Here is a 15189-nt window from a genome sequence, read left to right as displayed (position 1 = left end):
GGGCTAGGGGCCAAGCGTCCCCTCGCGCGGCCGCGGGCCGAGGTCGAGCAGCAGGCACTCGTAATATAACCGCTCGCGCCCCTGCTCCACCGCGCCGGGCGTGGTCGGCCGGCTGTTATCAGGGGTGCATTCGCCTTCGCGCCGCGCGGTTTCCTCCGGCGTATCCTCGCGGACTGCCGGACCGCCGATAAGCGGCTGTGCGCGGTATTCCCGCGTCGGCGTGCCGTAAAGCGTGCGAAAGGCGTCGAGCGCCATCGGGTGGAACAGCGTGCCGTGGGTTTCGCTGTCCTCGACCGGCACGAATGTCCAGCCCAGGTTAGGGGGCGCACTCGTCCGCAGCGCATCCACCAGCCTTTCCACGCCCTCGCGGTGCCACACGCCCTCGTTGGCGACGGTGAGGTAGAGGCGCCGCGCCACGCCATCCTGCGGGAAGCGGTTCAGATAGCTTGCTGCCTCGCGTCCGTACTTCATCTCCTCCCACCACAGGCTGGGCGAGATGGCGATGTAGTCTTCGAACAGCGTCGGCTCTTCCAGCATTGTCTCGACCACGAACAGCGCGGCAAGCGATTCACCGATCACCGCATCGTGGCCGTCGGTTCGGAACGCGTTGTCCACCATCGGTTTCAATTCGTCGCGGAGGAAATCGCGATAGAGAAAGGTGCCGCCAGGTTCCGCGCCGAGCGCCTCGACATAGGGCGCCGGCTCGGCGGCAGGCGGCGCGAAGAAATGGCGGCGGTTGATGCTCTGCACACCGACGAGGATAAACTCGTCGAAGCTCCAGTTCATGTCGCGGCTCTGCACGATGCCGGCGATGTGGTCGAAGTCCTGCTCTACCCCGCCATCGAGCAGGTACACGACCGGGTAGCGGCGTGCAGGATCGTCGCCATAGCTCGTCGGCAAACGCACGGTGACGACACGCTCACCGCCCAGCGCATCCGAATGTACGGTATAGCTGGTGGCCGTGACGTGCGGCGTGCCGCCGCCCAGCTGCGCGGCGGCGGGGGCGGCGACCAGCGCGGCAAGCGCGGCGACAAGCTGACGGATCAATGCACGGTGTCCTTTCCACCCTGCACCACCCGCAGTTCCGGATCGCGCTTGCGCAGGCTCGTCATGATGCCGACGGTAATGAGGAACTGGCCGAGGTAGTAGATCGGCCACACCAGATACTGGGGGATCGGACTGCCTGAGAGCGGTCCCATTCCGCCAAAGATCAGCAAGTCCGACATCACGAACAGTATTGCCCCAGCCCCCACGGTGAAGCGCGGAAAGTCGCTCGCCCAGGCGCCCGCAGCCATCGCGCCCAGCGCCAGGCCATAGATACCGGCGGGCACGGCTACGCCCGGCACGCTGACGAGCCAGTATGCCGCCAGCGGCGTTGCCAGCAACAGCGCCAGGAAGACGAGGCTGTCGCTCCCTTCCAGCGGCTTGCCACGGTGGCGAAGGAACAGCGCGAGCATGATGCAGTGAAACACGAAGAACAGCGCGCCGCCGAACCGGATGTCCATCTCCATCGCCATGTCGGCAAGGCTGGCCACCGCCATCGCTCCGGCCAGCATCCGCGCGCTCTTGCTGCCGTGGCGCAGCCAGGCATAGATCGCCAGGAAGGCGCAGGCGCTTCCCTTCAGCGGAATGAGGTAGAGTTCGGGCAGCTCGCTGGCCGACAGGTAGTAGAACGCCATCGCCGCGACGAGGCTGAGCAGCAGGTAGGGCCGTTTCTGGGCAAGCGCGCGGCGTGGCATGGCGGCGGGATTAGCCGCCACTCGGCATTTGCGCCAGCGCGCCCTTGCACTTATCAGCCGAGCCCATGACACATCAGGTCCACATTATCGGCGGCGGCCTCGCCGGGAGCGAAGCGGCATGGCAACTGGCGCAGCGCGGCATGAAGGTCCGCCTCAGCGAAATGCGCGGCGGCGGCGGCGAAACCGCGGCGCATCATACCGATGGCCTGGCCGAACTGGTATGCTCCAACTCCTTCCGCTCCGACGACGATGCAAAGAACGCGGTCGGGCTGCTGCACCACGAGATGCGGCGGCTGGACAGCCTGATCATGCGCGCGGGCGAGGCGGCGCGGGTGCCGGCCGGGAGCGCAATGGCGGTAGACCGCGACCACTTCTCGCAAGAGGTGCAAAAGGCGCTGGAGGAACACCCCAATGTAATCGTGGTGCGCGAACTGGTCGAGACGTTGCCGGCGGAGGGCATGACCATCGTCGCCACCGGCCCGCTCACCGCCGCGGCACTGGCCGACAGCATCATCGCCGTAACCGGAGAGGACCGCCTGGCTTTCTTCGATGCCATCGCCCCCATCGTTCACCGCGATTCCATCGACATGGACAAGGCGTGGTTCCAGTCGCGCTGGAACAAGGTCGATACAGCGGGGGGCGACGGCAAGGATTACATAAACTGCCCGATGACGCGCGAGCAGTATGCCGCCTTCCACCAGGGCCTGCTGGATGCCGAGAAGGGCGAATTCCGCGAGTGGGAAGCCAATACGCCCTACTTCGAAGGCTGCATGCCGATCGAGGTCATGGCCGAACGCGGGTTCGATACCTTGCGCTTCGGGCCGATGAAGCCCGTCGGCCTCGACAATCCGCGCGATACCACGCCCGAATTTCCGCAAGGCCGCTGGGCGCACGCCGTCGTCCAGCTACGGCAGGATAACAAGCTGGGCACCTTGTGGAACATGGTCGGCTTCCAGACGAAGATGAAATGGGGCGCGCAGGTCGAACTGTTCCGCACCATTCCCGGCCTGGAGAATGCCGAATTTGCAAGGCTGGGCGGAATGCACCGCAACACCTTCATCAACTCCCCCATCCTGCTCGACCGCCAGTTGCGCCTGAAGAGCGCGCCGCACATCCGCTTCGCCGGTCAGGTCACGGGGTGCGAGGGATATGTCGAGAGCAGCGCCATTGGCCTGATGGCTGGCATGATGGCGGCCGCCGAACTGGCGGGGAAGGCCTGGACATCTCCTCCGCCGACCAGCGCGATGGGGGCCTTGCTCAGCCACATCACCGGCGATGCCGAGGCAAGCGACTACCAGCCGATGAACGTCAACTTCGGCCTTTTCCCGCCGCTGCACGACGTGAAGAAGAAGGCGCGCAAGGAAGCCTATACCGAAAGGGGCAAGGCTGATTTCGGCGCGTGGCTAGGCCGCGACCTGCAACCGGCCTAGCACCGGCAGGCGGGCGTCCGCCGCGGCGCGGGTGCGCTCGTCGCGAATTCGGCTGCGGTCAGTTCGTTATCGCGGTTGCCATCCATTTCGGCGAAGCGTTCGCTGGTGGTGATCGCCCATTCCTCGAAGGTCAGCAGGTTGTTGCCGTCGGTATCCAGCGCGCGAAACGCGTTCGTGCGCGTCGACAGCATTTCGTTGCGAGTGATCTTGAGGTCGCGATTGCGGTCGTAGCGGAAGAAGCGCTGCTGTTCACGCGTCAGCTCGCTCGCCTCGGGCGGCGCGGGGCCGCGCATGTCGGCAGGGTCGGCGCTGGGAAGCGCATCTGGATCTTCCAACGGCACCACGACCGGCTCGGGAGGCGGTGCCGCCTGTTCAACCTCGGCGCGGCCCTGCATCCAGAACAACCCGATCCCCACCAGCACCAGCGCGGCGACGGCCCCCAGGACAACGCGATTCATGGGCAATTTCCCCTAGCTTCCCGCACTCTAGCTCAACGACCGGCAAAGCCAAGCCGCGCCGCCGCCAGCATGGCCGCTGGCCCGTCGAGCGGTTCGCGTGATCCGCGCAGCAAGGCCCGCCGAGCCAGGCCGTGAAGGACGACCAGCGTTCGCAATTCGCGGGGCAGCCGTTCGTCGCCACGTGGCAGTGCCAGTGCAATCTCGCGCGCCGATGCGGCGACCTCCCCGCCCCCCAGATGCAGCGCCAGGTCAGCCAGGGCCCAGGCGGTGGCGATGGTGGACACCGCAGCGTATGGCGCGCCGACGTGAAAGGCTTCGGCCAATCCACTCCAGCCCAGCGCCCGACCCTCGGCAAACTCTTCAAGTTCGGGGCGGCCCAGTTCTTCGCTCAAGAGCAGTTCCCAGCCGTCGACCATTCCCGCGAGCCGCACCGGCTCCACCCCACAAGTGCGCATCAACGCGAGTAGCGGTTCGCCCGCCGGCCAAACGGCGGGATCCTGCGCCAGCCTATCCCGCCACCAGGCAAGCTTGAGCTGGGCAATCACCGGCTCGCCATGGCCCCGCACTATCCCCGCCAGGCGCGTATCCAGCGCGAGCAGGGCAAGGGTGGCATCGCGCGCGCACGCAGGGGCATACGAAAGCGCCAGGCGCTGTGCCAACGGCAGCGTGGAGAGCAGTTGCGCATTCATCCGGGGTGTCCTCGCCCGCGTGACCGGGCAGGTCAACCTGTCACGTGCCGCGGGCTGATCGCTGAACCCTACTCTCCGTAAACCAACGGTCAGCATGGCTTAAGCGGCGTTAACCCTGAAACTTTACCCGCCGGATACCACGCGTTCCGTAATGGTCCCGAACGCATATCAATTTCCCGGGGGTCAGCCATGGTCAGAAACGCCTTTCGCAAGACGATCACTCGCCTGACCGGCTGCGACAGCGGCAACGCCACCTTGCTGGTTGCGCTGGGGATGCCGATGCTGATCGGCGGGGCCGGTCTCGGCGTGGATGTCACCCAGTGGTACATGTGGAAACGCGAGTTGCAATTCGCCGTCGATCAGGCCGCCGTCGCCGGGGCCTGGGCCGCTGCAGACGAGGATACCGCAAGCACCTACCAGCTTCGCGCGCAGCAGGAATTCGACGCCAACATGCAGGTGGTCGGCGGCTTTGCCGACGAGCCGGAAATTCAGCTGGCGGACTATGCCTCAGGTAACGACAATTCAGTGGCCGTGGCTGTCACAGCCTACAAACCGCTGCCCTTTACCAGTATCCTCACCGACGCGACTTTTCCGGTCTCCGCCTACGCGCAGGCAAGTTTCGAGGAAGGGACGACCTTTACCAGCTGCCTGATCGCCCTAGACGATGACGACTACGGGGCCATCACCATCGGCGGCAACTCGGTCCTGACCGCGAGTTGCGGCTTGGCCGCGTTGTCTACCGATGCGCAGGCCATCACCGTCAACGGCAATCCCACGGTGGATGCGGGCTGGATTCTTTCAGCGGGTGGCATCGACCAATGGCTGAAAGACAACACCGACGACGTCATCATGGAATACATGAGCGGCCTGTACGATCCGTACGAGGAGTTGCAGCCGCCAACACCTTCCGCGTCGCAAATTGCCCGCACCTATTCCTGCGGCAGCGAGCCGGACACGACGATGGCTGACGTGTCGGTGCGACGCGTCACTGAATATTCGTACTGGATGAAAGCCAACAAGAGCCAGGCGTGGAACAATCCCAGCGGTAAGCCGAGTTCGACGGTAACGGCGCCCACTGTCAACCAACAGGTAGCCAATGGAACGCAGGCTGGGTCCACCACAGGTACGCCGACCGTCCAGTGGATCGATCTCGGCGGGAGTGGTAACAACAAGAAGTGGGAGAAGGTCACGACGACGACCACGACAACTTACAGCAACGTCGTCGTCACGCCCGGCGCGCAGGCGGGCAGCGTGCGGCCCGGCACCTACACCGACATCCAGGTGCGCTGTAATACGTCCTTTGCTCCCGGGGTCTACAACATCGTCGGTGGCGGTCTGAAGATTACCGGGCAGTATGAAGTCACCGGCTCGGCAGTGATGTTCGTCCTTTACGACGGTGCCTATATCGATGTGGCCGGCGGCTCGGACGTCAACCTTACCGCGATGCAGGCGTCCGATCTCATGGCCGTCGGCGTCGCGGCGGAAGATGCCAACAAGCTGGCCGGGATGCTGGTGTTCGAAGATCGCGATTCCCAGGGCAGCGGCAAGACCAAGCTCAACGGCAACGCCAACACCGTACTCAACGGCACGCTATATTTCCCCATCAGCAACGTGCAGTTCGCCGGCACCGTTGGCGTGACCAGCCAGTGCCTGATGATCGCGGCCAACAACATCACCATCACCGGCACTACCAACATGACCACGTTCTGCCCAGCCGGATCGGTCGAGGACACCACCGTCGCGTCGACTGAAGCGACGGTGAGACTGGTCGCATGATGTCCCGTCTGGCCATGCTCCCACGCCTCGGCCGGGACGAGCGCGGATCGATGGCCATCGAGACCGCATTCGTCGCGCCGATCCTGCTTGTCCTTGCACTGGGCGGGTTCGAGGTAAGTTCGATGGTCGCCCGCCAGACCGACCTGCAAAGCGCGGCGGCGGAAGCGGCCTCGGTCGTGCGGGCGGTCGCACCGGAGACCGCTGCCGAGCGGGAGACCATTCGCGGTATTCTCAAGGCCTCCACCGGCCTCACCGATGAACAGGTCACGATCACCCCGATCTATCGCTGCGGAACCTCGGACACCTATGCCGACGCGGCCGGCACCTGCGGTTCGGATGTGGAATACAAATTCATTCGCGTGGACCTGTCGGATACCTACGAGCCGATCTGGACCAGCTTCGGCGTGTCGGAAGGTTTCGATTACAACATCAGCCGCACCGTCCAGGTGGGAAGCGAAGGATGACAAGGACCCTCAGACGCCTGCGCGCCGATACCGCAGGTTCGGTGTTGGTCGAGTTCGCCCTGCTCGCCCCGGCGCTGCTGATCATGATGTTCGGTGTTTTGCAGGTCGGCATCGCATTGCAGAACTACAACGCCCTACGCAGCCTGACCGCCGATGTTTCGCGCTATGCGATGGTGCAGTACCAGACGGGCAACAATCTCTCCCCCTCCCAATTGCGCGCCTTTGCCCGGAACCAGGCCTTGGGCGCGCCCTACTTGATGACGTCAGATCGCCTTCGGGTCACTGTGGAAGAGGCGGACACCCAGCGCGTTGCCGGCGCCAAGGAAATCGAGATCGCGCTGAGCTATCGCATTTACAGCCTGTTGGGCTTCGCTGACATCGAAGCGCCTACGATCGACTATCAGCGCGCGATCTTCCTCGTCGACAGCAGCGCAGCCTGATTGCCGATCAAGCCGCGCCTGCTCGACATCGATTGCGAAAGAGCATAAATTTCTTAACCTTGTTCCTTGACGGTTATCTCAGCCCCGGCGCGTACCGCATCCAACATGGGTTCCCGCTCGCTCCGCCCCTGCCCCACCCCGCCGGGAGTCCTGTCGCGTCTCGCACGGGATAATTCCGGCAATGTGCTGGCGATCATCGCAGCCTCGCTGTTTCCATTGCTGGCGCTGATCGGCGGCGGGATCGACATGGGACGCGGATACCTGGCGCAAAGCCGGTTGCAGCAGGCCTGTGACGCCGGCGTCCTCGCTGCCCGCCAGCGCCTCGGCAGCGAAGTCGTCGTCGACGGCGCCGTTCCCGATGACGTGGCCGACACCGGCAATCGGTTCTTCAACGTCAACTTTCGCGAAGGGGCCTACGGCACCGAGGGCCGGCAGTTCGCCATGGCACTGGAACACGATTACGCCATCGCCGGCTCCGCATCGGTGGAGGTGCCCACCACGCTGATGCAGGTTTTCAATTTCGAGAAGCTGGATGTGAGCGTCAGTTGCGAGGCGGTGCTCAATTTCGGCAATGTCGACATCATGATGGTGCTCGATACCACCGGTTCGATGCGCCATACCAACCCCGGCGACACCATGAGCCGGCTGGACTCGCTCAAAACGGTGATCCGCAGTTTCCACGCGCAGCTGGAAGGCGCCAAGGCGCCTGAAACCAGCCTTCGCTATGGCTTCGTGCCCTACGCTTCCAACGTCAATGTCGGCCATCTTCTGGCCGATGATTGGGTGGCGGACACCTGGCAATACCAGTCGCGCACCACTGCGCCCGCTACGCTGCAGACCTACACCTGGTACAGCGGCGACGTTAACTGGCAGACCGAATCCGGTACGCGCTCGCCATGGGCCGCAGTCAGTTCCTATCCCGCAACATATCGGCCCGGCAGTCCGCCTGCCGAATCCTCGGGTGACGTGCAGACGGGGGGTTCAAGCGGATATTATACGTGCGACGGTGGCCAGCCAGCGGGCAACCGGACCCAAAGCGACGTGAAGTACAACGAGACGACCGAGCCGGTGACAAATCCCGACGGGCAGAGGGTCACGCAGTACTGGCGGCGCACGCAGAACGGCACGCATTACCGCACCACGCGCAGCGGCACTACCTGCACCGTGGAGAGCAGCACCGATACCGCGCTGGTGCAGACCTTCCAGCGCATCTGGGAACCGCGCACGCGGACGGTTACGAACTGGCTTTACAAGGCGCTCGACCGGGACGTGTCCGCCTGGCGCTCCACCACGCCGGGGTGCATGGAGGAGCGCGCGACATATGCCATCGGCGACTATGACAACGTCGATCTGAGCCGGGCACTCGATCTCGATCTGGACCGCATCCCGAGTGCAGGGGACGCCGACAGCCAGTGGCGACCGCATCACCCGTCAGCCATCTACGCCCGCGCCATCGCCACCAACGGCACGGGCAGTTTCTCACCCGCCGATGTAACCACCAGCCAGACGTTCCTCGAAACGGGGTCCTGGTGGTTTTCGCAATGCCCGGCGCGGGCGCGCAAGCTGGGCGAGATGAGCGATAGCGATCTCGACACCTACCTCGGCACGCTTTCCCCGCAGGGGGCGACCTATCATGACATAGGAATGATCTGGGGCGGTCGGCTGCTGTCGCCCACCGGCCTGTTCGCCGGCGAGAACGCCGACACAGCCAGCATTCAGCGCAGTCGCCACCTGATCTGGATGACCGACGGACAGACCGAACCCTACGATCTTGCCTACGGGGCCTATGGTGTCGAACCGCTGGACCGTCGCCGCTGGCAACCCGGTTCGTCGATGACCCTGGCACAGACGATCGAGGCGCGCTTCGGCGTCGCCTGCGAGGAGGTGAAAAAACGCAACATCACCGTGTGGGTGATCGCCTTTGGCACCACGCTCAACCCAATCATGGAAGATTGCGCGGGCGAGGGTCACGCGTTCGAAGCTGCCAACGCTGCCGAGCTCAACGAGGCTTTCTCCTCCATCGCGCAGTCGATGGGCGACCTCAGGGTTTCGCGATGAGCAATTGCCCCCCGCCCCATGGCCTGCAACGCAACCTGCGCCGCGACGAGTCCGGTGCGACCATCGCGGAATTCGCGCTGATCCTGCCCGCACTGGCGATGACGCTGCTCGCGCTGTTCGACTTTTCATACAACTACTACGCCGAGACGATGATCGAGGGCGCAGTGCAAAAGGCCGCACGCGATTCCACCATCGAGATCCACGCCGGCAATTACGACGCGCTGGATGAACGGGTCACGCGTGCCGTCCAGCGCATCGTCTACGATGCCGATATGCAGTTCACCCGCACGGCCTATGCCAACTTTTCCGACGTCGGACGGCCGGAGGATTACACTGACCTCAATACGGACGGCCTGTGCAACAACGGCGAGCCCTTCGAGGACGCCAACCACAACCGTCAGTGGGACGAGGACCGGGGCAGCGATTCCACCGGCGGCGCGCGCGACGCGGTCATGTACGAGGTTGTCGCCAGCTATGATCGCCCGTTTCCGATACCCGGACTGGTCGGTCTCGATCCCGAGGTAAAGGTCGTTGCCCGCACGATCCTGCGCAACCAGCCCTTTGGCCTGTCGGACGAGCCCGGCGTGGGGAACTGCCCATGATAATGCGGTCGATCCGCCGCCTGCTCCGCAGCGACACGGGCCTGGCGATGACGGAGTTCGCGCTCTCCCTGCCCTTGCTGCTGGTGCTCGGGCTGACAGGGCTGGAGACTGCCAATCGCGCCCTGGTGCAGATGCAGGTCTCGCAACTGGCGGTGCAGATCGCCGACAATGCCTCGCGCATCGGTGAGACATCGGTGCTGGAAGATCGCAAGATCTACGAATTCGACATCAACGACCTGTTCTACGGCGCCCATCTGCAAGGCGGCAGGGGCATCGGCCTGCTTGAGCACGGCCGCGTTATCCTCAGCAGCCAGGAGGTTGCGCCCGGAACGGACGACGACCAGTACATCCATTGGCAGCGCTGCATGGGCCGCAAGCAGTTCACCAGCAGCTACGGCGAAGAAGGTGCCGGCCTCGGCGGTTCGGCCTTTGCAGGGATGGGCCCCTCAGGCGAGGAGGTGCTCGCCTTCGAGGACGGCGCAGTCATGTTCGTCGAGATCGCCTACGACTATCAACCGCTTTTCGGAGAGCCCTTCGGTCTCGGCGATCAGGTGGTGGGCGCGGTGGCGAGCTTTACCGTGCGCACCGATCGCGACCTGACGCAGATCTACCAGCTGGATGACAGCAACCCCGACCCGGTTGCCCGCTGCGATACCTATGGCGGATCAAGCTACGCCGACGGCGCCAGCTGACGCCGTCCCTCCACGCAATTCGCGAGAGCCTCAGCCGGCGTAGCAGACCTTGCGGCAGGCCTCGACCACTCCCGCCTTGTTGATCAGCGCCAGCTTTTCCAGGTTCGCGGCATAGGGCAACGGAACGTCTTCGTTGCACACGCGGATGACCGGTGCATCGAGGTCGTCGAAGCCTTCCTCCATGCAGATCGTGACGATTTCCGAGGCGATCGAGCAGGTGGGCCAGCCTTCTTCGGCCACGACGACGCGGTTGGTCTTGGCGAGCGAAGTGAGCACGGCGTCCTTGTCGAGCGGGCGCAGGGTGCGCAGGTCGATCACCTCGGCCTCGATGCCCTGCTCGCTGAGTTCCTCGGCTGCCTGCAAGGCCACGCCGACCGCGATGGAGTAGGCGACGATGGTCACGTCCGACCCTTCGCGCATGATCCGCGCCTTGCCGATGGGCAGAACGTGGTCATCAAGCTGGGCGACCTCGAAGCTCTGGCCGTAGATCAGCTCGTTCTCCAGAAACACGACAGGGTCTTCGCTGCGGATGGCCGCCTTCATCAAGCCCTTGGCGTCCTGCGCGTCATAGGGCGCAATCACGATCAGGCCGGGCACGCTGGCGTACCACGGGCCGAAGTTCTGGCTGTGCTGCGCGCCCACGCGGCTGGCCGCGCCGTTGGGGCCGCGGAACACCACCGGGCAACGCATCTGGCCGCCGCTCATGTAGTTGGTCTTGGCCGCCGAGTTGATGATGTGGTCGATCGCCTGCATGGCGAAGTTGAAGGTCATGAACTCGACGATCGGACGCAGGCCGCCCATGGCCGCACCCGTGCCGATGCCGGCAAAACCGTATTCGGTAATCGGCGTGTCGATCACGCGCTTGGGACCGAATTCCTCGAGCAGGCCCTGCGTCACCTTGTAGGCGCCCTGGTATTCGGCAACTTCCTCACCCATCACGAACACCCGCTCGTCGCGGCGCATTTCCTCGGCCATGCCGTCACGCAAGGCTTCCCGCACGGTGAGTCTCACCATGTTGGTGCCCGCGGGAATGTCGGGGTCGGCGGCGCGGGGTTTTGCTTCGGGCCTGTCGCTCGCTTGCGTGATCTCGGCCTCGGCAGGCTCGCGGCCCACGTCCTTGCCCTCGCCTGCCACGTCCTCGGGCGCTGCTGGCGCGGCGGCAGCGGACACATCCTCACCCTCGGCCGCGAGGATGGCGATCACCGTGCCGACCTTCACGCCTTCGGTGCCTTCCGCGACCAGGATCTTGCCGACCGTTCCTTCATCGATGGATTCGAACTCCATCGTCGCCTTGTCGGTCTCGATCTCCGCCAGCACGGTGCCGGATGCGACGGTGTCGCCTTCCTTCACCAGCCACTTGGCAAGCGTGCCTTCCTCCATGGTGGGGGAAAGGGCGGGCATCTTCAGTTCGATCGCCATGGCTCAATACTCCTCCACCAGAACATCGGTGTAGAGTTCGCTCGCTTCGGGCTCGGGCGACTGCTCGGCGAAGTCGGCGGCCTCGGCCACCGTGGCACGGATGGCCTTGTCGATCTCTTTCAACTGGTCCTCGTTCACGCCGGCCTCGGCCAGGTCCTTCTTCACCCGTTCGATCGGGTCGTGGTGGTCGCGCTGTTCCTGCACTTCCTCGCGGGTACGGTACTTGGCCGGATCGGACATGGAATGGCCGCGATAGCGATAGGTGTTGCACTCCATCAGCACCGGGCCCTTGCCCTCGCGCACGTGGGCAAAGGCTATCTCTGCGGCTGCACGCACCTCGAGCACGTCCATGCCGTTCACTTCCATGCCGGGAATGCGGAAGGCGGTGCCGCGGCGGTAGAATTCGGTTTCCGCGCTGGAGCGGCGCACGGCGGTCCCCATGGCGTACTGGTTGTTCTCCACCACGAACACGATCGGCAGCTTCCACAGGCTGGCCATGTTCATCGTTTCGTAGACCTGCCCCTGGTTGGCCGCGCCGTCCCCGAAGTAGGCAAGGCACAGGCCGCCATCGTCATTGTACTGATGCGCCAAAGCCAGGCCGCCGCCCAGCGACACCTGCGCGCCGACGATGCCGTGGCCGCCGTAAAACTTATGTTCGGTGCTGAACATGTGCATCGAGCCGCCCTTGCCCTTGGAGATGCCAGCGGCGCGGCCGGTCAGTTCGGCCATGATGACGTTGGGGTCGATGCCATAGGCCAGCATGTGGCCGTGATCGCGATAACCGGTGATGACGCTGTCCAGCCCCTCGGTCAGCGCCGATTGCAGACCCACCGCGACCGCTTCCTGCCCGATGTAGAGGTGGCAGAAGCCACCGATCAGGCCGAGGCCGTAGAGCTGGCCGGCCTTTTCCTCGAAACGGCGGATGAGCAGCATCTGCTCGTAAAAGTTCAGGAGATCGCCATCGCCCGGCTTGAACCGCTTGTCATGGTCCAGCTGCTGCTGGAGACTGTGAAGGGCGAAATCGCTGGCGTCCTGGCCAGACGTTTCCACGGGAGTGTTCGCGCTCTTCGACGTGGCGGCATTGGCCAAGGCATATCCCCTGTTTCGGCCCATAGCGCGGGCTCTTGGAGTGAAGTGGGAATGCCTATAATCAGCAAATCGTTTCGCTGGCAACGCCGCGCGCGCACGATTATCCAATGCGGTTAGATTTACCCTAATGCATTACCGCGTTGGCATTTCTTCGAACTCGAAAACGTATTCGTCATCGTGGGCGACGTTCAGATCGCGCCGCACCAGTTCCGAGGCAAGATCCGCATCGACGTTGTCGGGATCCAGCAGGTCGACACGGTTTTCCAGCACTGCCTTTTCTTCCTCGAGCGCGGCAATGCGCCCGTTGTATTCCTCCAGCTGTACCGAATGGTCGCTCCACGCCAGAACGCCCGAAGGGCCGATGAGCGCAAGCAGGCCAACGATGACAAGCATCGCCAAGGCCCCAAAGTTACCGATTTGGGCCCGCAGCGCGTCACGCCGATTTCGCTTGATGCTCATGGTTTCGCTTGAATCACAGGACGCTGCGCGATTCAAGGGAATTGCGTGCGAACCGACGCGCTTTTCGCCTGCCGTATTGTCTTGACGACTGGGTGCAGGAAGTTACATCTGAAACCATGACTGACCTATTTGACAACCCCATCGGCCTCGACGGCTTCGAGTTCGTGGAATTCTGCGCTCCGGAAAAGGGCCTGATCGAGCCGGTGTTCAAGGCGATGGGCTTCAGCCACGTCGCCGACCATCGCTCGAAGGACGTGCAGCTTTGGCGACAGGGCCAGATCAACCTTATCGCCAACTACGAGCCGAAAAGCGCAGCGTGGTTCTTTGCCCGCGAACATGGCCCGTCCGCCTGCGGCATGGGTTTCCGGGTAAGGAATGCGGCGGCGGCCTATGACGAATTGATCGCCCGCGGGGCTGAGCCGGTTCAGGTCACGACCGGCCCGATGGAACTGCGTATTCCGGCCATCCGCGGCATTGGCGGCGCGATCGTCTATCTGATCGACCGTTATGCCGACGACGAAGGCAAGGGCCTGTCGATCTACGATATCGATTTCGAATACCTGGACGGCGTCGATCCGTGGCCCGAAGGTGCCGGGTTCGACCGGATCGATCACCTGACCCACAACGTCTACAACGGGCGCATGGCCTTCTGGGCGGATTACTACGAGCGCCTGTTCAATTTCCGTGAAATCCGCTTTTTCGACATCAAGGGCGAATATACAGGTCTCACCAGCAAGGCGCTGACCGCGCCCGATGGCAAGATCCGCATCCCCCTCAACGAGGAAGGCGAAGGCGGGAAGGGCCAGATCGAGGAGTTCCTGAAGGAATTCAACGGCGAAGGCATCCAGCACATCGCATTGATTTGTGACGATCTGCTGGTGGCCTGGGATCGGCTCAAGGAATTCGGCGTCCCGTTCATGACGGCGCCGCCCGAAACCTACTACGAAATGCTGCCCGAACGCCTGCCCGGACACGGTGAGCCCGCCGACGAACTGAAGGCACGCGGCATCCTGCTCGACGGCACGACTGAAGGCGGTCAGCCCCGCCTGCTGTTGCAGATTTTTGCCGAGGCGCAGGTCGGACCGGTGTTCTTCGAATTCATCCAGCGCAAGGGGGACGAGGGCTTTGGCGAAGGCAACTTCAAGGCCCTGTTCGAAAGCATGGAGCGCGATCAGATCAAGCGCGGGACGCTGAACGTCGAGGCCTGACGCAACCGGACGCAGTCAACGTGAAGCCCCTTGCGCGGCGCCCCCCTTCGCGTCATCTGTCGCGCGACGAGAGGAGTCCTTGATGGTTCGCGCTTCTGCCTTAATTCTGCTTGCCCTACCGCTTGCCGCTGTCACCAGCCCCGCTGCCGCACAGGTGAGCGACGAGATCGTGCTCAACATCCTCAGGAACTGTGCGCAGATCGACGATCCTACCGCGCGACTGGCCTGTTATGACAACAACATCCGCGCCGCGGGTGGTGATGCGAGGATTTCCGTGCCCGGGGCGATGCCGACACCCGATGGTGGTCGCGGCGGTCCGCTGGACAACGGCCGCGCTGGCGGCTTCGGCGCCGAAGATATTCGTACACCGCAACGGTTCGAATCGGCTCCCGGGCAGGTCGATGAAATTCGTGCCCGCGTCACCTCGGTGACGGAGCGCCAGCGGGGGGTCTACCTGATCGCGTTGGAGAACGGCGCGCAGTGGCTGTTCACCGAAAGCGTGCCTTTCGCCTACCGCCCGCCGCGACCCGGCGATACGGTGGACATCGATCGCGCCTCGCTCGGCAGCTTCCTGCTCACTTTCGACAGTCAGCGCTCCGTCCGGGTGGAACGCGTCCAGTAGGCGGCGATCAGGGGTGCATCACTCCTGCCCGCCCCCATTCCGGG

16 protein-coding genes are annotated in these 15189 nt (G+C 64.0%); 9 read left to right on the top strand and 7 right to left on the bottom strand.

What is annotated here, in order from left to right:
- Positions 1 to 3: 3 nt before the first annotated feature.
- Positions 4 to 1047: an alpha/beta hydrolase gene (locus GRI62_RS05835; RefSeq protein ID WP_160731822.1), complete on the bottom strand. Its 1044-nt coding sequence runs from the start codon at positions 1045 to 1047 to the stop codon at positions 4 to 6.
- Positions 1044 to 1739 (bottom strand): lysoplasmalogenase family protein, encoded by a 696-nt coding sequence (locus GRI62_RS05830; RefSeq protein ID WP_131452434.1) that lies wholly within the window; start codon positions 1737 to 1739, stop codon positions 1044 to 1046. Before GRI62_RS05830 ends, GRI62_RS05835 begins: the two co-directional genes overlap by 4 nt.
- 65 nt (positions 1740 to 1804) lie before the next feature.
- Between GRI62_RS05830 and trmFO the strand changes: the two genes are divergently transcribed.
- On the top strand, positions 1805 to 3169 hold the full coding sequence (gene trmFO / locus GRI62_RS05825; RefSeq protein ID WP_131452433.1) for a methylenetetrahydrofolate--tRNA-(uracil(54)-C(5))-methyltransferase (FADH(2)-oxidizing) TrmFO: 1365 nt from the start codon (positions 1805 to 1807) through the stop codon (positions 3167 to 3169).
- On the opposite strand, the gene GRI62_RS05820 is transcribed toward trmFO, so the two are convergent.
- Positions 3166 to 3627 (bottom strand): EF-hand domain-containing protein, encoded by a 462-nt coding sequence (locus tag GRI62_RS05820; protein WP_131452432.1) that lies wholly within the window; start codon positions 3625 to 3627, stop codon positions 3166 to 3168. The two genes, trmFO and GRI62_RS05820, sit on opposite strands and share 4 nt — an antisense overlap.
- A gap of 32 nt (positions 3628 to 3659) precedes the next feature.
- Positions 3660 to 4316: a squalene/phytoene synthase family protein gene (locus GRI62_RS05815; protein ID WP_131452431.1), complete on the bottom strand. Its 657-nt coding sequence runs from the start codon at positions 4314 to 4316 to the stop codon at positions 3660 to 3662.
- 189 nt (positions 4317 to 4505) lie between these two features.
- On the opposite strand from GRI62_RS05815, the gene GRI62_RS05810 reads away from it, so the two are divergent.
- The 6 genes from GRI62_RS05810 (at position 4506) to GRI62_RS05785 (ending at position 10348) form a co-directional block, all read left to right on the top strand.
- Complete coding sequence (locus GRI62_RS05810) at positions 4506 to 6092, top strand: TadE/TadG family type IV pilus assembly protein (protein WP_131452430.1); 1587 nt, start codon at positions 4506 to 4508, stop codon at positions 6090 to 6092.
- The gene (locus tag GRI62_RS05805) at positions 6089 to 6556 is read left to right on the top strand and encodes a TadE/TadG family type IV pilus assembly protein (RefSeq protein WP_131452429.1); all 468 of its coding nucleotides are present in this window, start codon (positions 6089 to 6091) and stop codon (positions 6554 to 6556) included. The genes GRI62_RS05810 and GRI62_RS05805 overlap by 4 nt, the downstream gene beginning before the upstream one ends.
- Positions 6557 to 6600: 44 nt before the next feature.
- Positions 6601 to 6996, top strand: a complete 396-nt coding sequence (locus tag GRI62_RS05800) for a TadE family protein (protein ID WP_160731821.1) — start codon at positions 6601 to 6603, stop codon at positions 6994 to 6996.
- 66 nt (positions 6997 to 7062) lie between these two features.
- Positions 7063 to 9054 carry a pilus assembly protein gene (locus GRI62_RS05795; RefSeq protein ID WP_160731820.1) on the top strand — a complete coding sequence of 664 codons (1992 nt, stop codon included), beginning with the start codon at positions 7063 to 7065 and terminating at the stop codon, positions 9052 to 9054.
- Positions 9051 to 9656, top strand: a complete 606-nt coding sequence (locus GRI62_RS05790; RefSeq protein ID WP_131452426.1) for a TadE/TadG family type IV pilus assembly protein — start codon at positions 9051 to 9053, stop codon at positions 9654 to 9656. The genes GRI62_RS05795 and GRI62_RS05790 overlap by 4 nt, the downstream gene beginning before the upstream one ends.
- Entirely contained in the window at positions 9653 to 10348 is a 696-nt protein-coding gene (locus GRI62_RS05785; RefSeq protein WP_131452425.1) for a hypothetical protein, read from the top strand. The genes GRI62_RS05790 and GRI62_RS05785 overlap by 4 nt, the downstream gene beginning before the upstream one ends.
- Before the next feature lie 30 nt (positions 10349 to 10378).
- On the opposite strand, the gene GRI62_RS05780 is transcribed toward GRI62_RS05785, so the two are convergent.
- From GRI62_RS05780 to GRI62_RS05770, 3 genes are all read right to left on the bottom strand, one after another.
- Entirely contained in the window at positions 10379 to 11767 is a 1389-nt protein-coding gene (locus tag GRI62_RS05780) for a pyruvate dehydrogenase complex E1 component subunit beta (RefSeq protein ID WP_131452424.1), read from the bottom strand.
- Between the two features lie 3 nt (positions 11768 to 11770).
- Positions 11771 to 12817: a pyruvate dehydrogenase (acetyl-transferring) E1 component subunit alpha gene (gene pdhA / locus GRI62_RS05775; RefSeq protein WP_234032845.1), complete on the bottom strand. Its 1047-nt coding sequence runs from the start codon at positions 12815 to 12817 to the stop codon at positions 11771 to 11773.
- Between the two features lie 171 nt (positions 12818 to 12988).
- Positions 12989 to 13315, bottom strand: coding sequence for a septum formation initiator family protein (locus GRI62_RS05770; RefSeq protein ID WP_131452422.1), 327 nt, complete (start codon positions 13313 to 13315; stop codon positions 12989 to 12991).
- Positions 13316 to 13431: 116 nt separating this feature from the next.
- Between GRI62_RS05770 and hppD the strand changes: the two genes are divergently transcribed.
- A complete protein-coding gene (gene hppD / locus GRI62_RS05765; protein ID WP_131452421.1) occupies positions 13432 to 14523 on the top strand; it encodes a 4-hydroxyphenylpyruvate dioxygenase in 1092 nt (363 codons plus the stop codon).
- An 82-nt stretch (positions 14524 to 14605) separates the two neighbouring features.
- Complete coding sequence (locus GRI62_RS05760; protein WP_131452420.1) at positions 14606 to 15145, top strand: hypothetical protein; 540 nt, start codon at positions 14606 to 14608, stop codon at positions 15143 to 15145.
- Positions 15146 to 15189 lie beyond the last annotated feature (44 nt).

The sequence above is a fragment of the Aurantiacibacter arachoides genome (assembly GCF_009827335.1).
GTDB lineage: Bacteria > Pseudomonadota > Alphaproteobacteria > Sphingomonadales > Sphingomonadaceae > Alteraurantiacibacter > Alteraurantiacibacter arachoides.
This window is presented reverse-complemented; position numbering and strand designations above follow the sequence as displayed.

Coding starts and splice junctions, on each gene's coding strand:
- GRI62_RS05830 (WP_131452434.1), bottom strand. CDS start 1,739: ATGCCACGCCGCGCGCTTGCCCAGAAACGGCCCTACCTGCTGCTCAGC.
- trmFO (WP_131452433.1), top strand. CDS start 1,805: ATGACACATCAGGTCCACATTATCGGCGGCGGCCTCGCCGGGAGCGAA.
- GRI62_RS05820 (WP_131452432.1), bottom strand. CDS start 3,627: ATGAATCGCGTTGTCCTGGGGGCCGTCGCCGCGCTGGTGCTGGTGGGG.
- GRI62_RS05815 (WP_131452431.1), bottom strand. CDS start 4,316: ATGAATGCGCAACTGCTCTCCACGCTGCCGTTGGCACAGCGCCTGGCG.
- GRI62_RS05810 (WP_131452430.1), top strand. CDS start 4,506: ATGGTCAGAAACGCCTTTCGCAAGACGATCACTCGCCTGACCGGCTGC.
- GRI62_RS05805 (WP_131452429.1), top strand. CDS start 6,089: ATGATGTCCCGTCTGGCCATGCTCCCACGCCTCGGCCGGGACGAGCGC.
- GRI62_RS05790 (WP_131452426.1), top strand. CDS start 9,051: ATGAGCAATTGCCCCCCGCCCCATGGCCTGCAACGCAACCTGCGCCGC.
- GRI62_RS05785 (WP_131452425.1), top strand. CDS start 9,653: ATGATAATGCGGTCGATCCGCCGCCTGCTCCGCAGCGACACGGGCCTG.
- GRI62_RS05780 (WP_131452424.1), bottom strand. CDS start 11,767: ATGGCGATCGAACTGAAGATGCCCGCCCTTTCCCCCACCATGGAGGAA.
- GRI62_RS05770 (WP_131452422.1), bottom strand. CDS start 13,315: ATGAGCATCAAGCGAAATCGGCGTGACGCGCTGCGGGCCCAAATCGGT.
- hppD (WP_131452421.1), top strand. CDS start 13,432: ATGACTGACCTATTTGACAACCCCATCGGCCTCGACGGCTTCGAGTTC.
- GRI62_RS05760 (WP_131452420.1), top strand. CDS start 14,606: ATGGTTCGCGCTTCTGCCTTAATTCTGCTTGCCCTACCGCTTGCCGCT.